Raw genomic sequence first — 16662 nt, 5'->3', positions numbered from 1 at the left:
GGATCGGGCTGAACAATCCCTATTCGCCAAGATACGCCATGAGGGGGGTTGGTAATCCATCAATACTGACTCGATTTTTAAGTTGGTGGTACTCTTTGAGTCCGGGTTTGCCTTTTTTTGTGGCCCAATCGGTCAATAGCTCTCTCTGCTCAGCAGATTCATACATGGGCACTCCCATGCCACAGGAGGTTTGCACCCGTTCAACCTGAACCAGGATGATTTGCCGGGCACCTGCCAGGGGTGGGAAATGGGAAGCAAGGTCGTTCCAATAGGCGGAGTTGGGCAGAATGACTTCTCCTTGTCCGTAAAGGCGCAGGATCAAGGGTGAGCCTGAAAATGCGCAAAACATGAGGGTGATGCGACCATTTTCAAGTAGGTGGGCTGAGGTTTCGTTGCCGCTGCCAGTCAGGTCAAGATAGGCAACCCGATGTGGAGAGAGTACCCGAAAACTATCTAGCCCTTTTGGAGAAAGGTTGACATGCCCTGCATTGCTGAGTGGAGCTGTTGCAACAAAAAACATCTGTTGCTTCGCAATGAAGCTGCGTAGCTCGTCTGTAATATGGTCAAACAGTTTTGCCATGAAATTTTTGCTCTGGTTTGGCTAGAAGATTGCTTCAGAATACTAGCTAGATTGGTTGCCGTTCCACCACACAAGTAGGGCGATCGCACCTAACAACGCCATGAATGCACCAGCAAAACCGTAGGTTGCACCTAAACTTGTGAGCTGGCTGAGGGGTTGGCTGACTAGGGGTGACAAAAATTGTCCCAAAAAGAAACTGGTTGTTAGGCCACTAAGCACGCGACCCCGCACGGCACTGGGGACAATGGAGGTTAAGCAAAAATTCATGTTTGGCATGAGCAGGCCCAATCCCAAACCTGCGATCGCTAAGCCAAGCAATGCTGTCACCAACCCTTGGGCAAGTGCAATGATGATATAGCCAACAGCCATGTTGATAAATGACAGGGCATACATTCCAATGAATGTTTGACCGGATTTAATACGTTGGTAGGATAAAGAGCTGATTGCGGCAGAGAATGTTGCAAGGGCGATCGCCAAACCACTTTGGGACGCGCTGGTGTTGGCGAGTTGTTGAAGATAAAAAGGTAATTGAGTGGGAATGATGTAGAACACGATTTGCGATGCAAGGGCGATCGCATAAGTCAACCACAATAGCTGCGTTGGCAATGTTTGGGGTTCATCAAGCGTAATCACAGTTGCATCGGTTGCTGCATCAGAATTTTGAGGCTCTGGTAATAAAAAGAGGACGAACGGAACCAAGCCCCACGCTGTTAAATAAATCAAGAATGGCATACGCCAATAAAAATCGGCGAGGAACCCTCCAACCGCCAAAAAAAATACGCCCCCCAAGGCCATAAATGCTGACTGCAAGCCTAAAAACTGACCCCGTTCGTCGCCAGAATAGTAGTCTGCAATTAGGGCAATTGTGGTGATCATAACGCCTGCAACGCTAATACCGAGCAAGGCGCGGCCTACCAAAATTAGCCCGATGGAATTTAGCCATGTGCCGGAACTGCCAGCCAATCCGTACAGCAGCAGAGATGCAAGTAGCAATGGTTTTCGACCGAGGCGATCGCTAACAACTCCCAAAAATGGTGCCCCAATGGCAATACTCAGCGCAGGAATCGTGAGTATGAGCCGGACTAAATAGGGCGAATTAGGAATATTAGCAAAGTGAAACTGCATTGCCGGAAGGGAAGGAGCAATCGTGGCCCCTGCCATAACGGTGAGCGTGCTCACAACCAACAGGGTCATTTTAACTGGAAAATAATAAACAGACTGAATGGCATTGCGCATTACAAGCTCACCTGCAAGATGCCTATCTTAGTGCTGGTTATTGTGGCATCTTATTCCAGTTTTTGCATATGTCTAACGCATGGCTAATACCCGCATCTACTTACGGGGTTGTGTTTCACAGATGCAGGAGGTCTAAATTCTTTTGGGTGTGGTGAGGGCGATCGCGGTCATTCACCGTAGAGCGGTCATGTATCACCCGATTAGCGCTCGTTTTACACGAAGCGCATCACAAAGGGATATCGATACGGAATATCGGGCATTGTCGCAGCCCGAACAACTGCAAAAATAGGCAACATCCAACTGCCAATAAACAGCAGAACAAACAGGGAGATACCTGAAATACCAAAGACTACGATCGTCAGGATTAAACAAATAATTGCGTAGAGAATAACACTGATTGCAAAGTTAATCGCTTCCTTGGCGTGAGCTTGAACAATTGGGTCTTCTGAAATGATCAAAATGATAATGGGAACGGCAATCGAGATTGCTAAGGAGCTAAACAGCTGCGAAGCATGGCATAAAACGGCTAAAATCTTCCGGTTTTCTAAGTCTGTTTTATCGTTCATCATACTGCTGCAGTATGCTCCTTTTAATCTATTGCCATCTGTGAAGAAATCGGTGCTGTATCTTCAGCGTAGCCTCTTGCGCTGAATGTGAGGCTGAGTCAGTGACTTCTGAAATGTGACGTTGTGGCTGAGGGATGGTAGAGATGCAACCCTTGTGCGATCGGAGCTGATCTTAAGGCGATCGCACGATTTGGTTACGGTTCACCTGTTTAGAACATCACCCAAAATTGCAGGAGGTTATTTAAGGAGATCCAACGGAGAAGTTTGGATTTACGGAGAAACCGGTTTTTTACCAAGTGTAGATCAATCGTTGGCGGGATTGGTTGTCACTGGGGTGAATGTGTCGTTCTGTGCAAAGTTTTGTGCTTTAGTGTCTTGTGTTTCAGTTCTGGCAACCATTTGCTAAAACCTAGCAATCGCGAACACATTAGAAATTAAGAGAACTTGAGGGCAGCAGAAACACTTGCTCATCATCCATACTGAGTCATCTCCACCATAGCTGGTGTCTCTCCATCTGAGTGTACTGATGTAGCAGGTGTGATGTAGCAGGCGTCGTGGAGTTCCTGGAAATAGTTGATTCAGCAATGACATTTGCTTGGCCGCTTCATTCCCCACTGCCTCTTCAACCTGTGCAATGTCAAACCTGCGTTATTTTCTGGCGTTACTTTATGAAACAAATGATTCGCAACTCGACTTTGGCCGCAGTGATGTTGCTGACCAACGCTCTTATGGCCTGTTCGGAGAATGTATTGTCACCTCCTCAATCGAACAGGTTTGAAATGGAGGTCCACTCAAGCTCCAATGCCTCATCTACCAACTTGACTGGTTGGAGCCCTATTTTGGAGCCAACCTCTGCCCCCCAAAATTGGCAAATTGCACCCTGCGAGAATCCGGTGCTGTTATGCGTGTACGCCAACGGTGAGCGGATCGGCACGGTAGAGCGCTTTCGCTATCCTGCAAGCGAGGCGGCGCCGCTCAATGAAGTGGCTCTTATCCAAGGTTCGGAGCTGTCGTTTTTGCAGGCTTTGGTCGAAAACCACTATGTTGCCTTTGAGCAAGATCGCCGCATTGCAGATCCAGCTTTAAGGTTTTCGGCAGATGCACCAGAAGCGATGGTGGTTGGCGGTTTGCCAGGACTTAGCTTTGGATACTTGACGAGCCATCCCAATGGAACCAGCTTTGAGCGTATGGTTGGCTATATGGCGACTGATGGTGAGATGGTTTATGTGTTTTCGACTGGTGTGATGAATGGTGATTCCACGGGCTTGTTCACCAATGAGGTAGATTTTCGTCTGTTCGAGCCTTATTTGGATGACATGATGCAAAATTTGTCGCTGTTGCCTGGCTTGTAATACCTCTCTGGAGTTGGCGTATGTCTCGTGTTGCTGGGCGATCGCATCCTGCTCAATGGCTGGCTGCTTGGGTTGGGGCCAACTTTGTGGGTGGCTTTCTCGTTGGCTTTTTAGAAAATCATGGGTTACAGTTTGCGGCAACCCTCATCCTGACGGGCGCAATTTTAGGATCAGCGCAGTGGATGGTATTTTGCTCAACCCGACGCTTTCGGTGGTGGCCGCTGGCAAGTGCTGTGGGTTGGATCGCCAGTACGTTATTACTAGCAGCAAGCCAGGGACTTTACCGCCCAGCGGTTGATGCTTTATGGCAACAATTTGGCTTGTGGGAGGTCTTTTGGCTCAATTTGGTTACAGGGCCGCTCATGGTGTTTGGCATGGCGATCGCCCAAAGCTTGGTTCTGCAACTCCGAAGCTATGGCACTTGGGCTTGGATTCTGACCAGCGTGCTGGGTGGGATGGCTCAAGGGGGTGTTAGCGCTGGGCTGTGTGCAGCGGCTTGTCCTTGGCTACCCAGTTGGCTGGTGGGTATTGTTAGCGGTTGTGGTTGGGCTGCCTATGGCTTCATCACAGGGCTAGCGCTGATAAAACTCAACCTTGCTGCGGAAGCTGATTCGCATGATTAAGCCTGATGGATGCAGGACTGACGCACTTCATCCGAAAAAACAGGGGGTTGAATGATGTTTGGGGCATTTAGCACTCCAAACATCATTCAACTGCGTAAAGTCCTGTGATAAATAAAGGCTGCCAGTCTTAAACGCGAGGATGCTAGCCTTGCAAAAACAAGCCAATAGCCATCCCGCAGGTAAAGTGTTTGCCTTTAAGGCGAAATTCGCACCCATGGCTGATGGTGTGCGAATTTCGCAGGATTTATGTGTGGGTGTTTATTTCATGCGGATGAAAGGACTTGAACCTTCACTCCGTGAGGAACTAGAACCTAAATCTAGCGCGTCTACCAATTCCGCCACATCCGCGAGTGCTTCACCATAATAGCAAACCAAGGCCACGGGTTCACCAATTTTGCAAAATGAGATGAAATTGCGATCGCCTCCAAAATTTAGGACCTCACCTGTTGACAATTATTTTCAACAAGGCTACTCTAATTTTAGTGTTCTCCTCTCAAAGGATCGGCAGGTGGGGTTAGTCCGGCAGACTAATCCCCCATTTTTTTTGGAGGGTTAAGCACAGGCTTCCTATACATTGGTTCAGCGTGCGAGGCTTGGCTCAGATACACTGAGTAAGGCGTCGCGTTTACAGTTGAGCGGTTTGGCTTTTCATGACGGTTAAGAGTGAGGCAGTTCAGGTAGAAGAAACACAGAATTCCAGTGGCCAAACGTGGGATGCCATTGTGATTGGTTCGGGGATTGGGGGGCTGGTTACAGCAACTCAACTTGCGGCCAAGGGTGCAAAAGTGTTGGTTCTGGAGCGGTATATCATTCCAGGAGGCAGCGCTGGCTATTTTGAGCGCGAAGGATACCGCTTTGATGTAGGGGCTTCGATGATCTTTGGCTTTGGCAGCCAGGGAACCACCAATCTGCTAACGCGTGCGTTGGATGCGGTGGGCATGTCGATTGAGACGATTCCTGATCCGGTACAGATTCATTACCATTTGCCCAAAGGTTTGGAGCTGAAGGTATACCGAGAATATGAGAATTTTTTGCAAGAACTGAGCGATCGCTTTCCTCACGAAGCAACTGGAATTCGCAAATTTTATGACGAGTGCTGGGCTGTTTTCAATTGTCTGAATGCGATGGAGTTGCTGTCGTTGGAAGAGCCGCGTTATCTCACTCGGGTCTTTTTTCAGCATCCGTTGTCGTGTTTAGGATTGGTCAAGTACTTACCGCAGAATGTGGGCGACATTGCCCGACGTTACATTCAAGATCCAGAGCTACTGCAGTTTATTGACATGGAGTGTTATTGCTGGTCGGTGGTACCCGCAGACAAAACTCCCATGATCAACGCGGGTATGGTGTTTAGCGATCGCCACTATGGCGGTATCAACTATCCCAAAGGTGGTGTAGGGCAAATTGCTCAAAAGTTGGTAGAAGGGCTGGAAAAAGCTGGCAGTACAATTGAGTACAAAGCCCGCGTGACTGAAATTTTGATGGAGCAAGGGCGGGCTGTTGGCGTCAAGTTGGCTAATGGAAAACGCTATTTTGCCAAGCGCATCGTTTCCAATGCCACCCGATGGGACACGTTTGAAAAGTTGATGCCAGCGGATACTATGCCGCGCAGTGAGCGAAAATGGCAGCAGCGTTACCAAAAATCGCCCAGCTTTTTTAGCATGCACTTGGGGGTTAAAGCCGAAGTATTAGCGGCTGGTACGGAGTGCCATCACATTGTTTTGGAAGATTGGGATCGCATTGAAGCCGCTCAAGGAACGCTGTTTGTTTCCATTCCAACGCTGTTGGATCCGTCTTTGGCACCCGCAGGGCATCATATTATCCATGCTTTTACCCCCGATTGGATCGAGGACTGGCAACATCTTTCTGCAAAAGAGTACGAGGCCAAGAAAGAAGTAGTTGCCGCTCAACTAATTGAGCGATTGGAAGCAATTTTTCCTGATCTTGCTAATGCTTTGGATTATCAAGAGGTGGGTACACCACGCACGCATCGCCGCTTTTTGGGGCGGGCAGACGGAACCTATGGCCCCATCCCTCGCCGTAAGCTGCTGGGATTGTTGGGTATGCCATTTAATCGCACGGCAGTTCCGGGCTTGTATTGTGTGGGAGACAGTACATTTCCAGGGCAAGGGCTCAATGCTGTTGCGTTTTCGGGGTTTGCTTGCGCCCACCGCATTGCAACAGATCTGGGTTTGCGCTGAGCGTGAGTCTTTCAGGGCTTACGCAGTCGCATGATGTTTGATCCAAACATCATGCAATTCCCTGGTTTTTCGTCGGAAGTGTGTCAGTCCTATAGCTGTCGCCAGCTTAGTTGAGACAAGGAGATTTTTGAGGGATGGCGGAGCCATCCCTCAAAAATCTCCTAATCAAACTGGCGATCGCTATACCTTTAGTACAAAGAGTGGGGATCATCTCGATCCCCACTCTTTGTGGTGTTGGATTTTGTTCGGTGGCTTGACGATCAATGATTCGATAATCGGGAGACTTTCTGCATGAATTGTTGCGTAGCAGAACCGTGCAACAATTCATGCTTCCCCAAAGCCATTTGTGCAGAGCGCAGAGTGCCTAGGGATGAGAAGTCACGACTTTGCAATGGCTTGAGTAGGGGTTTGGCATGACCCAAATTCCTACTTGAGAAAGCGATCGCACCGATGATGAAAGTCTGCTTTCTAAGCGGACTACAGGTAAGTCCGATAGGTGACTCGGGCATCGAAGCCATTGCGGCGTAAAAGAGACGCAAAGTTTTCGGCGGCGTTGCGCTCTTGGAATGCGCCTGCATTCACGAAGGCTCCCTGACTCGCCTGATCCTGAAAGGCCCCATTGGAGAAACGGCGCACCCGAAATAGAAGATCGGAACCACTGCCCGGTACGGCAACAACGTAGGGACCAATTTGGCTAATCGTGCCGCCAGGATAGGTAGGATAGCCGGGATCGCCAGGATAGTTGGGATAGCTTGGATCGGGGCCACCCGTATTGCTAAAAACGAGGTATTCGGAGGCGACCCATCCGCCCCCGGATAGTTCTGCCCAGCGGAAACCTGCCGCGCTTTCCTGCCGTCCAGTTAAATTGAGACGAACTCCGTTGTTGACCACGCCGACGACGTTCCCGTTGGGGCGATCGCGCACGTTGAGGACATCGCCAGATACTGTGCGAACAATGGCGCTGGTGCCATAGGCCGGCCCTGCTGGAATAGATGGCCCTCCCACATTCGTGGTGTTGCCCTCAATGAGATAGACCAGGCCAAGGGCTCTCAGCGTGGAAGGACCAACTTGCCCGTCCACCTGTAAGCCATTGCGGCTTTGAAACGCAAAAACTGCGTTTTCGGTTTCTAACCCGTAGACGCCATCCGCAGAAACGCCCAGCGCATTTTGAATGTCGCGAACGGCAGTACCGCTACTCCCAAAACTATAGACCTGGGCCAAGGCATCGCCAGTGGTGAGCAAAATGGAGGAGGCGATCGCCACACCGAACAATTTTGCTAAAGGGTTGGGGGCAAGTCCTTGAATCTCCATGGTTTGTTCCTTTTGCGTGTCAACGATATTTGGGGCTGGGATGAAAGCGCATGACTAGAAAACAGCATTACCGCCAGGGGGATCAGCGCTTTAATCTAAAAAGTTCTACAAATTGCCACAACAACAATGGTTCAAATTTCTGAAAATGTGTTGTACTGAACGAGTTGAGCGTTATCTCTTGCTCAATTCCGTGCTGTAATCCTCGATAAAACGAGAATTTGCAGCAAAATCTTTGTTTTTCTTAGCATAGCATCCGAAAATTCGGCATGATTCGATTCTTCGCCTCTCGTCCTTTAACCTGGCTCCTGCCGTTGTGTGGCTTATTTGCGGGTGCTGGTTCTGCTGTTTTTTTGACTGCGTTTGAACGTCGAGAACCTCCCTTGGCTACGAATTTGGCAGGGCAGGAAACTGTGGCCCCTGCGGAAATTGATTCAGGTGCGATCGCACCAGCGGTCTTTCTACCCAATGGACGTCCCTCGACAGCGGCGTTTCCACAAGCAGCCGAAGTCTGGGAATGCGAGGTGGCGGTCGTTGGCGGTAGCCTCGGTGGTATTGCCGCTGCCGCTCATGCGATGGAATCGGGCGCAAGAACCTGTTTGATTGAACTAACCCCGTGGTTGGGTGGGCAAGTCAGTTCCCAGGGTGTTTCAGCGATTGACGAGTCGCTGAAAATGCTGAATCTACAAAACTTCTCTCGCAGCTGGCTTGACTTTAAAGGGCGCATTGAGCAGCAAACCATTGCCCTGCCTGCGTTTACGGGACTGCCAGCAAATACCCCCGCTGCAAACACGAATAACTGTTGGGTGGGGCGTCTTTGTTTTCCACCTGAGGCTGGAGCCAACGCATCTCGCGAATTTTTGGAGAATGCGCTGCAATTTTCGCCAGGAAGCCGATGGGCGATCGCCACGGCTTTCAAGGGAGCCGACTTTAATGAAGCCGGAGATGAGATTACTGCGATTTACGCCGTTCAGCGGCGACCCCACGACCTGAACTACGTGCCATCAGGGCGGTTATCCGTCGAGCTTCAGTCCTGGTACTCCTGGGAAAGCGATCATCAGTTCCGCAAAGTTCCCATTCGCTTGCAGCCCCCCGCAGGGAAGCAAATGATGGTGATCGACGCAACCGATACGGGAGAACTGGTTGCGTGGTCACGGGTGCCCTACCGTCTTGGGTCAGAGTCCAAAGCGACCAGTGGCGAACCAAACGCCTCCAATTTCGATAATCCAGAGTGCACCCAAGCCTACACGTTTCCCTTTGCTCTCGCCCTACATAACGACAATGGCGAAAGCTTAAAAGGATTGGACTACATTAAGACCTTCTATCCCAAGCACGAGCACGATAGTGTTTACTCTATGGATGGCGCGCCCATGTTTGCAGGACGCAGCTTATTTAACTATCGCCGGATTGTCAGCACTACGTATTCCAATGCCTTTAACGGCACTCCAGCCATGGGCGACATTTCCATGGTGAACTGGACTCGGGGAAATGATTGGAACTGGATGAATCCACCGCTGATCTTGACGGAAGAAAAGCTTAGCCAGACGAACCAATATCAAAATTGGATGGGCGGGCTGTCGATTTTGTCGCTGCGCCACGGGGAAAATCATGCCCTCAGCTTTGCCCAGTGGTTGTTACAAAACCAGTCCACCGCTGCAATGCCGCTCACTTATTTATCTGGGCCAGGGATGCCCATGAACACAGAGTCCGGGCTGAGTATGGTGCCCTATTTTCGTGAAGGGCGGCGTATTGTGGGACGTGCGGCCTATGGCGACACCAACTTTATGATGCGCGAGCCTGATATTCGAATTGATATGGAGGGCCGCGATTTTAGCTCCACCTCGGTGGCGGTAACTCACTACGGCATTGACATTCATGGCTGCCGTTATCGCAACTGGGAACCAACCGGTGAGGCTTCTCGGGCTTCGGTTAAGGAACATTTGGTGCGTCCGATCCAAATTCCATTGGAGGCATTGATCCCACAAGGGGTAGACAATTTGCTGATTGGTGGCAAGGCGATCGCGGCCAGCCACATTGTGAATGCAGCCACCCGCGTTCATTACGGCGAGTGGAGCATTGGAGCAGCAGCAGGCTCCACAGCAGGGTGGATCGCTCGCCAAAACCAACCGGAACTGACTCCCGCTGCGATCGTTCCCAATCGCCTGATGCCTCGACTGTATGAGCACATGTCGGCTCAGGGAATTCGCACCCATTGGTAGCGGCAAAAGCTAACTGTTCGATGAGCGAGTAGGACGAATCAACGATGCGCGTGGTCGTTCAGCGAGTGACGGCTTCTCACGTCACGGTGGATGGAAAAGTTGTCGGCCAGATTGGTCGCGGACTGCTGCTGTTGGTGGGCATTGCCAAAACCGATACCGAAGCTGAGTTGGACTGGATGGTCCGCAAGTGTCTGGAACTTCGCCTATTTCCCCATGAAGACACTGGGCGCTTTGATGCGTCTGTTGTGGATCTTGGTGGTGAATTGCTGGTGGTGAGTCAGTTTACCTTATACGGTGATTGCCGCAAGGGCCGCCGACCGTCATTTGATCAGGCGGCCCCACCAGACATTGCAGAAGTCCGCTATTTACAATTTGTTGATAAGTTGCGGCACAGTTCTCTCAAGGTTGAGACTGGCCAATTTGGTGCGATGATGCAGGTTTTTATTGAAAATGATGGCCCTGTAACCATGCTGTTAGAGCGCGAAGCCACAGTTGAATTTGATTGTGAGAACTACAATGGAGAATAAAGGCTCCTATATAAGAATTCGTTATGCAAGCTGGCTCCATAGTTGTTGACGACTTATACGATGGCTGCTAATGTAAAGAAGTGTTTAAGAAATCGTATCCCTGGTAACAGTCTATGTCCGTTGCCACAGCCACTGACCGAGGTTTATCGTTCAAGATGCAAAGCTCTTCCACTCAGCGCTTTTTGGCGGCTCATGAACCTGATCTCATGCATCATTGGACTTCGCCTGGCTTGTCGGCATCTGATTTAACTGTGTTTTGTGATTTTGACGGGCCAATTATTGATGTCTCTGAGCGCTATTACCAAACCTACCAGCTGGGGTTGGCCGACCTGCAAGCGGTGTACGAGGCGATGGGAGAACCAATTCCGATTCATGTGCTGTCGAAGACTCAATTTTGGCAAATGAAGCAGGATCGGGTTCCTGATTTGGAAATTGCGATTCGCTCTGGGCTTCAGTCGCATCATGTTGATTATTTTTTGGAGCGCGTGACTGAGATTGTAAATCAGCCTGCGCTGTTGCACCAAGATCGGTTGCAGCCTGGTGTCCGCTGGGCGTTGTCATTGCTGCGATCGCAAGGGGCAAGGCTTATTTTGGTGACGTTGCGTTGCCAGGAGCAAGCTCTGCAAATTTTGGAGAGCTATGGTTTGGCTGATTTGTTTACGGATATTCGTGGAACGAGCGATCGCGATGCGGCCTATCGCAACCAGGCCGAGCTAAAGACAAGACTGCTGGCTCAGGTCATTGAGGACCACAGTTTCTCGGCCTCGGCCGTTGATGCGGCTGTGATGGTGGGAGATACAGAGGCAGATATTTTGGCAGGGCAGTCGGCAGGAATTTCTACGATTGCGCTAACTTGCGGAATCCGTAGTGCTAACTATCTCAAGCGATTTCAGCCCGATCGCATTCACCAAGATTTACTCTCAACCGCTCATTACCTTATCTATCAACAAGAGCTTGTTCGGGCTTTTTGCTAGGTGGCGCGATCGCCTTTTGGCTAAGTTCATCGTCATCCAGAACATCCAAAGTTCCTAGGATCGATGCAATCCAGCATTCATAAAAATTCTGTTGATGGATGCATCCGGCTAAGCGTTCCCATCTGTGTTTATGTGCACAGAACGCACTCAAAAAAGACTTGTCTGAAGATTGTGCGCTGGGAAATCCTCAGACAAGTCTTCAACCAAAAATATTTAGCGAACGGCTTTGGCCGAGACTGTGGGCGCTTTGCCTTGCTCTACGATCTCCATCATTTCCCACCAGCGATTTAGCGGGTAATACACAACAGGTGCCCACAGACTGCTGAGAATGGCAGAGCAGAGCGCGATTCGCTGGTGGTAGCGCCAAATTTCGCCGAGGGTTGGGTAAGCGGTGGAGAGACTACCTGTTAAGTTGCCTAGGCTGAACTGCACGGCTGTGACGGTTTCTGCTACAACAGCCATTCCAAACACAATGAGCGCAACAGAAATAAAGTCCTCTTGGATGAACCGTTGCTTTTGAATCCCTGCGGTTAGCACACCAACCACCACCAGACCTAGCACATGAGAGGGATAGGGCGAGGTCATGCCATCTTGAGCGAGACCCAGCACCACGCCTGCCAAAGCACCCTGCCAGAGCGATCGCTTAATGCTCCAAGCGACTACCCAAATCAGCAGCCAGTTAGGAGCGACCCCAAGTAACTCCATCCCTGGCAAACGAGCAGGCAAAATCAGCAAGCAGACCAGAACAGAAACGGTCGTCACAGTCCAGCTAACAAGCTGGCGAGCATTTGGGCTAAGCGTCCGTAACCAGCGCACAGGCAGTACCCCTGAATTTGTATTAAGGACGAGAACCAACAACGGTATGGGGTGTAATGGTGACCCACTCCAGGTAGCTCACTGGGGCAGATAATTCAATGACCGCTTCGGGGGCAGGGCTCTTGTTAAAATCGATCGATTCGACACGGCCAACGGGCAAGCCCGCCGGAAATAGTTCGCTGTATGCTGAGGTGGAGACGACATCTCCAGGTTTAACATCAGGAATTTTTTCAAAAAATTGCATTACCGCACGGGTGCCCGAGCGTCCTCGCATAAAGCCCATGACCCGAGAGCGGCTGACGGTCACCCCGATTTGGCTGGTGGGGTCGCTCACAAGCAGCACGCGGCTTGTGTTGGGCGTGACGCGCACAACTCGCCCGACAATGCCACCCGTTCCCGACACCACATCCCCTTCGGTAATGCCGTGATTGCTACCGCGACCTAGCGTGACTTGCTGCCACCAATGGTCTGCACTGCGCCCCACAACGGGCGCTACCACGCCGGGCTTGGCTTGGACCGCGTTGTAATCTAGCAGCTGTTTCAGTCGTTGATTTTGGTTTTCTAGCTCAATTAATCGCTCTTGTAGTTCAAGACTTTGGGCTGTTTCAAGGGCAGCCGTACGCTGGGCTTCTTGAGTTTGAAACGGGAGGGTGATCAGTCGATAGAGTTCGTATACGGCAGCACCTTGAGTCTGTCGCAATGCCCAAGCGCTAGCTATGGCCAGTGCGACTAGCCCAATTCTTAAACCATGACGATTCCACCAGCGACGAACTGCTAGCATTCAACTCCTCTACTGCGTCCCCAGAAACAGGGAGAACGACGTTAACCCTGTTTAATTGCTTTTAGCGATGCTTTGGGCGATCGCCATTGAGTCCCCCAAGCTGATCCGCTCCTATCTTCCTTACAGTGGTCAAGAGACATGCGCAGGAAGATTAGAAACAGAATTTGGCTTAGAAATTGCGCGAATGCCCACTGAAGACTCGCTCAAGCTGCTTAAAGTTTTCAAGTACACGACCTGTACCCAAAACCACACAGCTCAGGGGGTCTGCAGCGACATGGGTGACGATGCCAGTTTCATGACTGATGAGGGTGTCGAGACCTTTGAGCAAGGCTCCACCACCAGCCAACATGATGCCTCGATCAATAATATCAGCAGCGAGTTCGGGAGGAGTGCGCTCTAGGGTTCGCTTCACGGCTTCAATAATGACCGATAAAGGTTCGGCCATGGCTTCACGGATTTCGGGACTCTTGATGGTGACCGTACGAGGCAGACCCGACAGCAGGTGCAAGCCGCGAACCTCCATAATGACTTCGTTATCATCATCAGAAGGGTAGGCAGATCCAACGTGAATCTTGATTTCTTCGGCGGTTCTCTCACCAATGACCAGGTTGTGAACCTTCTTCATGTATTGAGAGATCGCTTCGCTTAGCTCATCGCCTGCAACCCGCACCGATTCGCTCAACACGGTGCCCTGCAAACTGAGCACGGCAACCTCGGTTGTACCACCCCCAATATCAATGATCATGTTTCCGGTGGGCTCGGCTACCGGAAGACCGGCACCAATGGCAGCGGCTACAGGCTCATCAATGAGATATACATCGCGGGCACCGGCTTGGGATGCGGCTTCCATGACGGCACGGCGTTCTACACCAGTTACGCCACTGGGAATACCAATGACGATGCGGGGAGATACCAAGGTACGGCCCTCGTGCACTCGACGGATGAAGTGCTTGAGCATGAGCTCGGCGGTGTCGAAGTCTGCGATTACCCCATCTCGTAGCGGGCGCAGGGCAACCACGTTTCCGGGAGTTCGTCCCAGCATTTTTTTGGCGTCTTCTCCCACGGCTAAGGGAAGCTTCTGGTTTTGGTCGATCGCTACCACTGAGGGCTCTTGCAGCACGATGCCTTTGCCAGATACATAAACCAGCGTGTTTGCAGTACCTAAATCGATACCCATGTCACGCGAAAATGAGAAACGGCTTAATAGTCCCACGAGTCTACTTTTCTCCTGATGCTAGATAAAGATCCCTAAATGACCCCGTTCTAGACTCAACGCTAATCGATGTGGATTTTATTATGTTTTGTGTCAACAGTCTAGCGTAGAGGTTTTTTAGGGATATGAGGAAACGATTAACGGCGTACAGATGAAGGCAAAAGAAGGCACAAAACCACTGCGAATGAGGCGATCGCTAACAAAATTTCAGGTTGTTCAATAAGCATACTGGATGATTTTAGCGACGATCATTTAGATATGCTTGTTTCTCATTTTTTGTTTTGAGCGATTGACTTATCCTGAGGGGCTTTAGGGCTTTTTAAAGAGCGGGGTTGTTGCACTCGTGATGAGAGAAATTGATTGTGAGAAGATGGCCAGTGTTGGCGATCGCACCGCATCTAGACCTTACTTTCCGCTTGAATAAGCCAGATAAATTGACCCGCAGTCTGAAGTAACTTGTAGGCTTGAAACACACTCAAGCTAAGGGAATGGGCGATTTAACGCTGCCCACCTTTGTACTAAATTTGTACTAAAATAGAAGGGTCGTTCATGGTTTTGTGAGTTATTTGGTCTCCTAATTTTTGGAACTGGGTTCATGATGCGATCGCTCGATGCGGTTTAAACGCTAGACCTTGCTGATCATACATGAGGATTTTGTAGGAAAATTTTGTGGTTTGGTGTTATCAATTGCGGCTGGCAAACTATTTTTCGAGTTTTCGAGACGATAAGGTTAAAAGTTTGGGCAGCGATGAGATGGTGATGAGAAACAGCCATCTTTCCTCAACCCTTTTGTCGGAAACGTGGCGATACTGTTGAGCCGTCATCTTTGTGGATGAGGAGCTGTTGCAAGACTTTGCCTTTTGCGAAAAAGATTGTTTTTTGTTGTGTCTTACACAATTTGAGACTCAAAAAACGATGTGTTCTATATAAGCTAAACATGGCGGTAAGCGTTTGAGGTTGCTATGAGCATTAACGTTGTGACATTGGTTGGACGGGCAGGTCGCGATCCTGAGGTGAAGTATTTCGAGTCGGGAAATGTGGTGTGCAACCTGACTTTGGCCGTCAACCGACGCACCCGCAACAGCGATGAGCCCGATTGGTTTAATCTCGAAATTTGGGGAAAAACGGCTCAAATTGCTGCTGATTATGTGCGGAAGGGTAGTTTGATTGGGGTGACGGGTTCTCTCAAGTTTGACTATTGGCAGGATCGAAGCACAGGTGTGGAGCGATCGAAGCCGGTGATTCGAGTTGATCGGCTGGAGCTGCTGGGCTCGAAGCGGGATCAGGAGGCTGCTATGCCCGATTCGTACGATAGTGAGTTTTAGGAGTCTGCTTTGGGAGCGGGCGATCGCCGATTCATCTCACCGTTCAATTGATCTAGTCAAACCATGTTCCTGTTCAATCGGGGCACGGTTTTTGAAGGAACTGACTGGGTTTCCGATAGTCTTGGCAGCGGTTCCTGGTCGCATATCAGCGTTGCACTAGGTCCAGTTCAGGCCAATAGGAAACGTTGCAGTATATCCTGCTGTGGTTTGGGCCAGTTGCAGCATCAGTTGGTCCCCTCCGTTGCGAAAGATCCCGTCCTGATGGTTGGGTGTGCGTTGTCCGCCTCTGGCGTAGGGTGGCTGCGCATAAACCTGATCTGTGACAGCATCATCAAAGTAAAGCTGCGAGGTAAACTCGTAGCTCTGTTGAGCTGTAGAGTTGGCGCGGATCTTGAAGTGGATGTGAACGGTTCTGCCGGGATACCAGCCCGGATAGATGGTCGAAAACTGGGCGATTCCGTTGGCATCGGTGGTTTGGTAGCCGCGCAAAAACTTTTGCCCAACGGTGTTCGCTTGGCGATCGCTCACATCGGAGTACACGCCTTCAGCATCGCAGTGCCAAATATCAACCATGGCATCACGCAAGGGGGTGCACGTACCATTGCCAACCTGCGAAACCTGAACGGTAAGCTGCAAGGGCACTCCTTGCTTGATCAAACCTGTCGATGGATCGGAGCGAATGTCGGAGCGGTTGAGCCGTTCATCCACAAAGTAAGGGCCTTCGGTTTGCTCGGGCTTAACGACGCAATTGGGCGTTGTCGCGGCCAGGGTTGGTGCACCTGTGGATTGAGATGAGGTGGATTGCCCTTGGGAGCATCCCACGAGTGAAACGGTCGTGAGACCTCCCAGAAACCTCAACACCTCTCGACGACGGAGCGTAGCCGCAGTTGTGGGACGAATTGCAGGACGGGTTATGGGACGGTTTATCGAGTGCTTGTTCATGG

The 16662-nt window shown here is 50.5% G+C and carries 15 protein-coding genes and 1 tRNA gene; 7 read left to right on the top strand and 9 right to left on the bottom strand.

Annotation, left to right across the window (positions count from 1 at the left end; all coding sequences use genetic code 11):
- Window positions 1-19: 19 nt before the first annotated feature.
- The 3 genes from ACQ4M4_RS12350 to ACQ4M4_RS12340 form a co-directional block, all read right to left on the bottom strand.
- Window positions 20-580, bottom strand: a complete 561-nt coding sequence (locus ACQ4M4_RS12350) for a pyridoxamine 5'-phosphate oxidase family protein (RefSeq protein WP_430684785.1) — start codon at window positions 578-580, stop codon at window positions 20-22.
- A gap of 42 nt (window positions 581-622) precedes the next feature.
- Window positions 623-1774 carry an MFS transporter gene (locus tag ACQ4M4_RS12345; protein WP_430684784.1) on the bottom strand — a complete coding sequence of 384 codons (1152 nt, stop codon included), beginning with the start codon at window positions 1772-1774 and terminating at the stop codon, window positions 623-625.
- A gap of 254 nt (window positions 1775-2028) precedes the next feature.
- Entirely contained in the window at window positions 2029-2385 is a 357-nt protein-coding gene (locus ACQ4M4_RS12340) for a DUF4870 domain-containing protein (protein WP_430684783.1), read from the bottom strand.
- 665 nt (window positions 2386-3050) lie between these two features.
- Here ACQ4M4_RS12340 and ACQ4M4_RS12335 point away from each other — a divergent pair.
- Entirely contained in the window at window positions 3051-3734 is a 684-nt protein-coding gene (locus tag ACQ4M4_RS12335) for a hypothetical protein (protein WP_430684782.1), read from the top strand.
- A 20-nt stretch (window positions 3735-3754) separates the two neighbouring features.
- A complete protein-coding gene (locus ACQ4M4_RS12330) occupies window positions 3755-4357 on the top strand; it encodes a hypothetical protein (protein ID WP_430684781.1) in 603 nt (200 codons plus the stop codon).
- A gap of 266 nt (window positions 4358-4623) precedes the next feature.
- Here the strand turns inward: ACQ4M4_RS12330 and ACQ4M4_RS12325 are convergent.
- Window positions 4624-4705 (bottom strand) — tRNA-Leu (locus tag ACQ4M4_RS12325).
- A gap of 302 nt (window positions 4706-5007) precedes the next feature.
- Here ACQ4M4_RS12325 and crtH point away from each other — a divergent pair.
- Window positions 5008-6555, top strand: a complete 1548-nt coding sequence (gene crtH / locus ACQ4M4_RS12320) for a carotenoid isomerase (RefSeq protein ID WP_430684780.1) — start codon at window positions 5008-5010, stop codon at window positions 6553-6555.
- Window positions 6556-7032: 477 nt separating this feature from the next.
- Here crtH and ACQ4M4_RS12315 read toward each other — a convergent pair whose 3' ends face one another.
- The gene (locus ACQ4M4_RS12315) at window positions 7033-7866 is read right to left on the bottom strand and encodes a peptidoglycan-binding domain-containing protein (protein WP_430684779.1); all 834 of its coding nucleotides are present in this window, start codon (window positions 7864-7866) and stop codon (window positions 7033-7035) included.
- 266 nt (window positions 7867-8132) lie between these two features.
- Between ACQ4M4_RS12315 and ACQ4M4_RS12310 the strand changes: the two genes are divergently transcribed.
- From ACQ4M4_RS12310 to ACQ4M4_RS12300, 3 genes are all read left to right on the top strand, one after another.
- Window positions 8133-10082: an FAD-dependent oxidoreductase gene (locus ACQ4M4_RS12310; protein ID WP_430684778.1), complete on the top strand. Its 1950-nt coding sequence runs from the start codon at window positions 8133-8135 to the stop codon at window positions 10080-10082.
- Window positions 10083-10126: 44 nt separating this feature from the next.
- Window positions 10127-10609: a D-aminoacyl-tRNA deacylase gene (dtd, locus tag ACQ4M4_RS12305; protein ID WP_430684777.1), complete on the top strand. Its 483-nt coding sequence runs from the start codon at window positions 10127-10129 to the stop codon at window positions 10607-10609.
- Between the two features lie 113 nt (window positions 10610-10722).
- On the top strand, window positions 10723-11583 hold the full coding sequence (locus ACQ4M4_RS12300; protein WP_430684776.1) for an HAD family hydrolase: 861 nt from the start codon (window positions 10723-10725) through the stop codon (window positions 11581-11583).
- Between the two features lie 213 nt (window positions 11584-11796).
- Here the strand turns inward: ACQ4M4_RS12300 and mreD are convergent, their stop codons facing one another.
- The 3 genes from mreD to ACQ4M4_RS12285 all read right to left on the bottom strand — a co-directional run bounded on the left by mreD (window position 11797) and on the right by ACQ4M4_RS12285 (window position 14393).
- The gene (mreD, locus tag ACQ4M4_RS12295; protein WP_430684775.1) at window positions 11797-12399 is read right to left on the bottom strand and encodes a rod shape-determining protein MreD; all 603 of its coding nucleotides are present in this window, start codon (window positions 12397-12399) and stop codon (window positions 11797-11799) included.
- Between the two features lie 22 nt (window positions 12400-12421).
- A complete protein-coding gene (gene mreC, locus ACQ4M4_RS12290) occupies window positions 12422-13180 on the bottom strand; it encodes a rod shape-determining protein MreC (RefSeq protein WP_430684774.1) in 759 nt (252 codons plus the stop codon).
- Window positions 13181-13349: 169 nt separating this feature from the next.
- Window positions 13350-14393, bottom strand: coding sequence for a rod shape-determining protein (locus ACQ4M4_RS12285; protein ID WP_430684773.1), 1044 nt, complete (start codon window positions 14391-14393; stop codon window positions 13350-13352).
- A 962-nt stretch (window positions 14394-15355) separates the two neighbouring features.
- On the opposite strand from ACQ4M4_RS12285, the gene ACQ4M4_RS12280 reads away from it, so the two are divergent.
- The gene (locus ACQ4M4_RS12280) at window positions 15356-15718 is read left to right on the top strand and encodes a single-stranded DNA-binding protein (RefSeq protein ID WP_430684772.1); all 363 of its coding nucleotides are present in this window, start codon (window positions 15356-15358) and stop codon (window positions 15716-15718) included.
- 156 nt (window positions 15719-15874) lie between these two features.
- Here ACQ4M4_RS12280 and ACQ4M4_RS12275 read toward each other — a convergent pair whose 3' ends face one another.
- Window positions 15875-16660, bottom strand: a complete 786-nt coding sequence (locus tag ACQ4M4_RS12275) for an intradiol ring-cleavage dioxygenase (protein ID WP_430684771.1) — start codon at window positions 16658-16660, stop codon at window positions 15875-15877.
- Window positions 16661-16662: the final 2 nt, after the last annotated feature.

The organism is Leptolyngbya sp. AN02str (assembly GCF_050565595.1).
GTDB lineage: Bacteria > Cyanobacteriota > Cyanobacteriia > Elainellales > Elainellaceae > Kaiparowitsia.
This window is presented reverse-complemented; position numbering and strand designations above follow the sequence as displayed.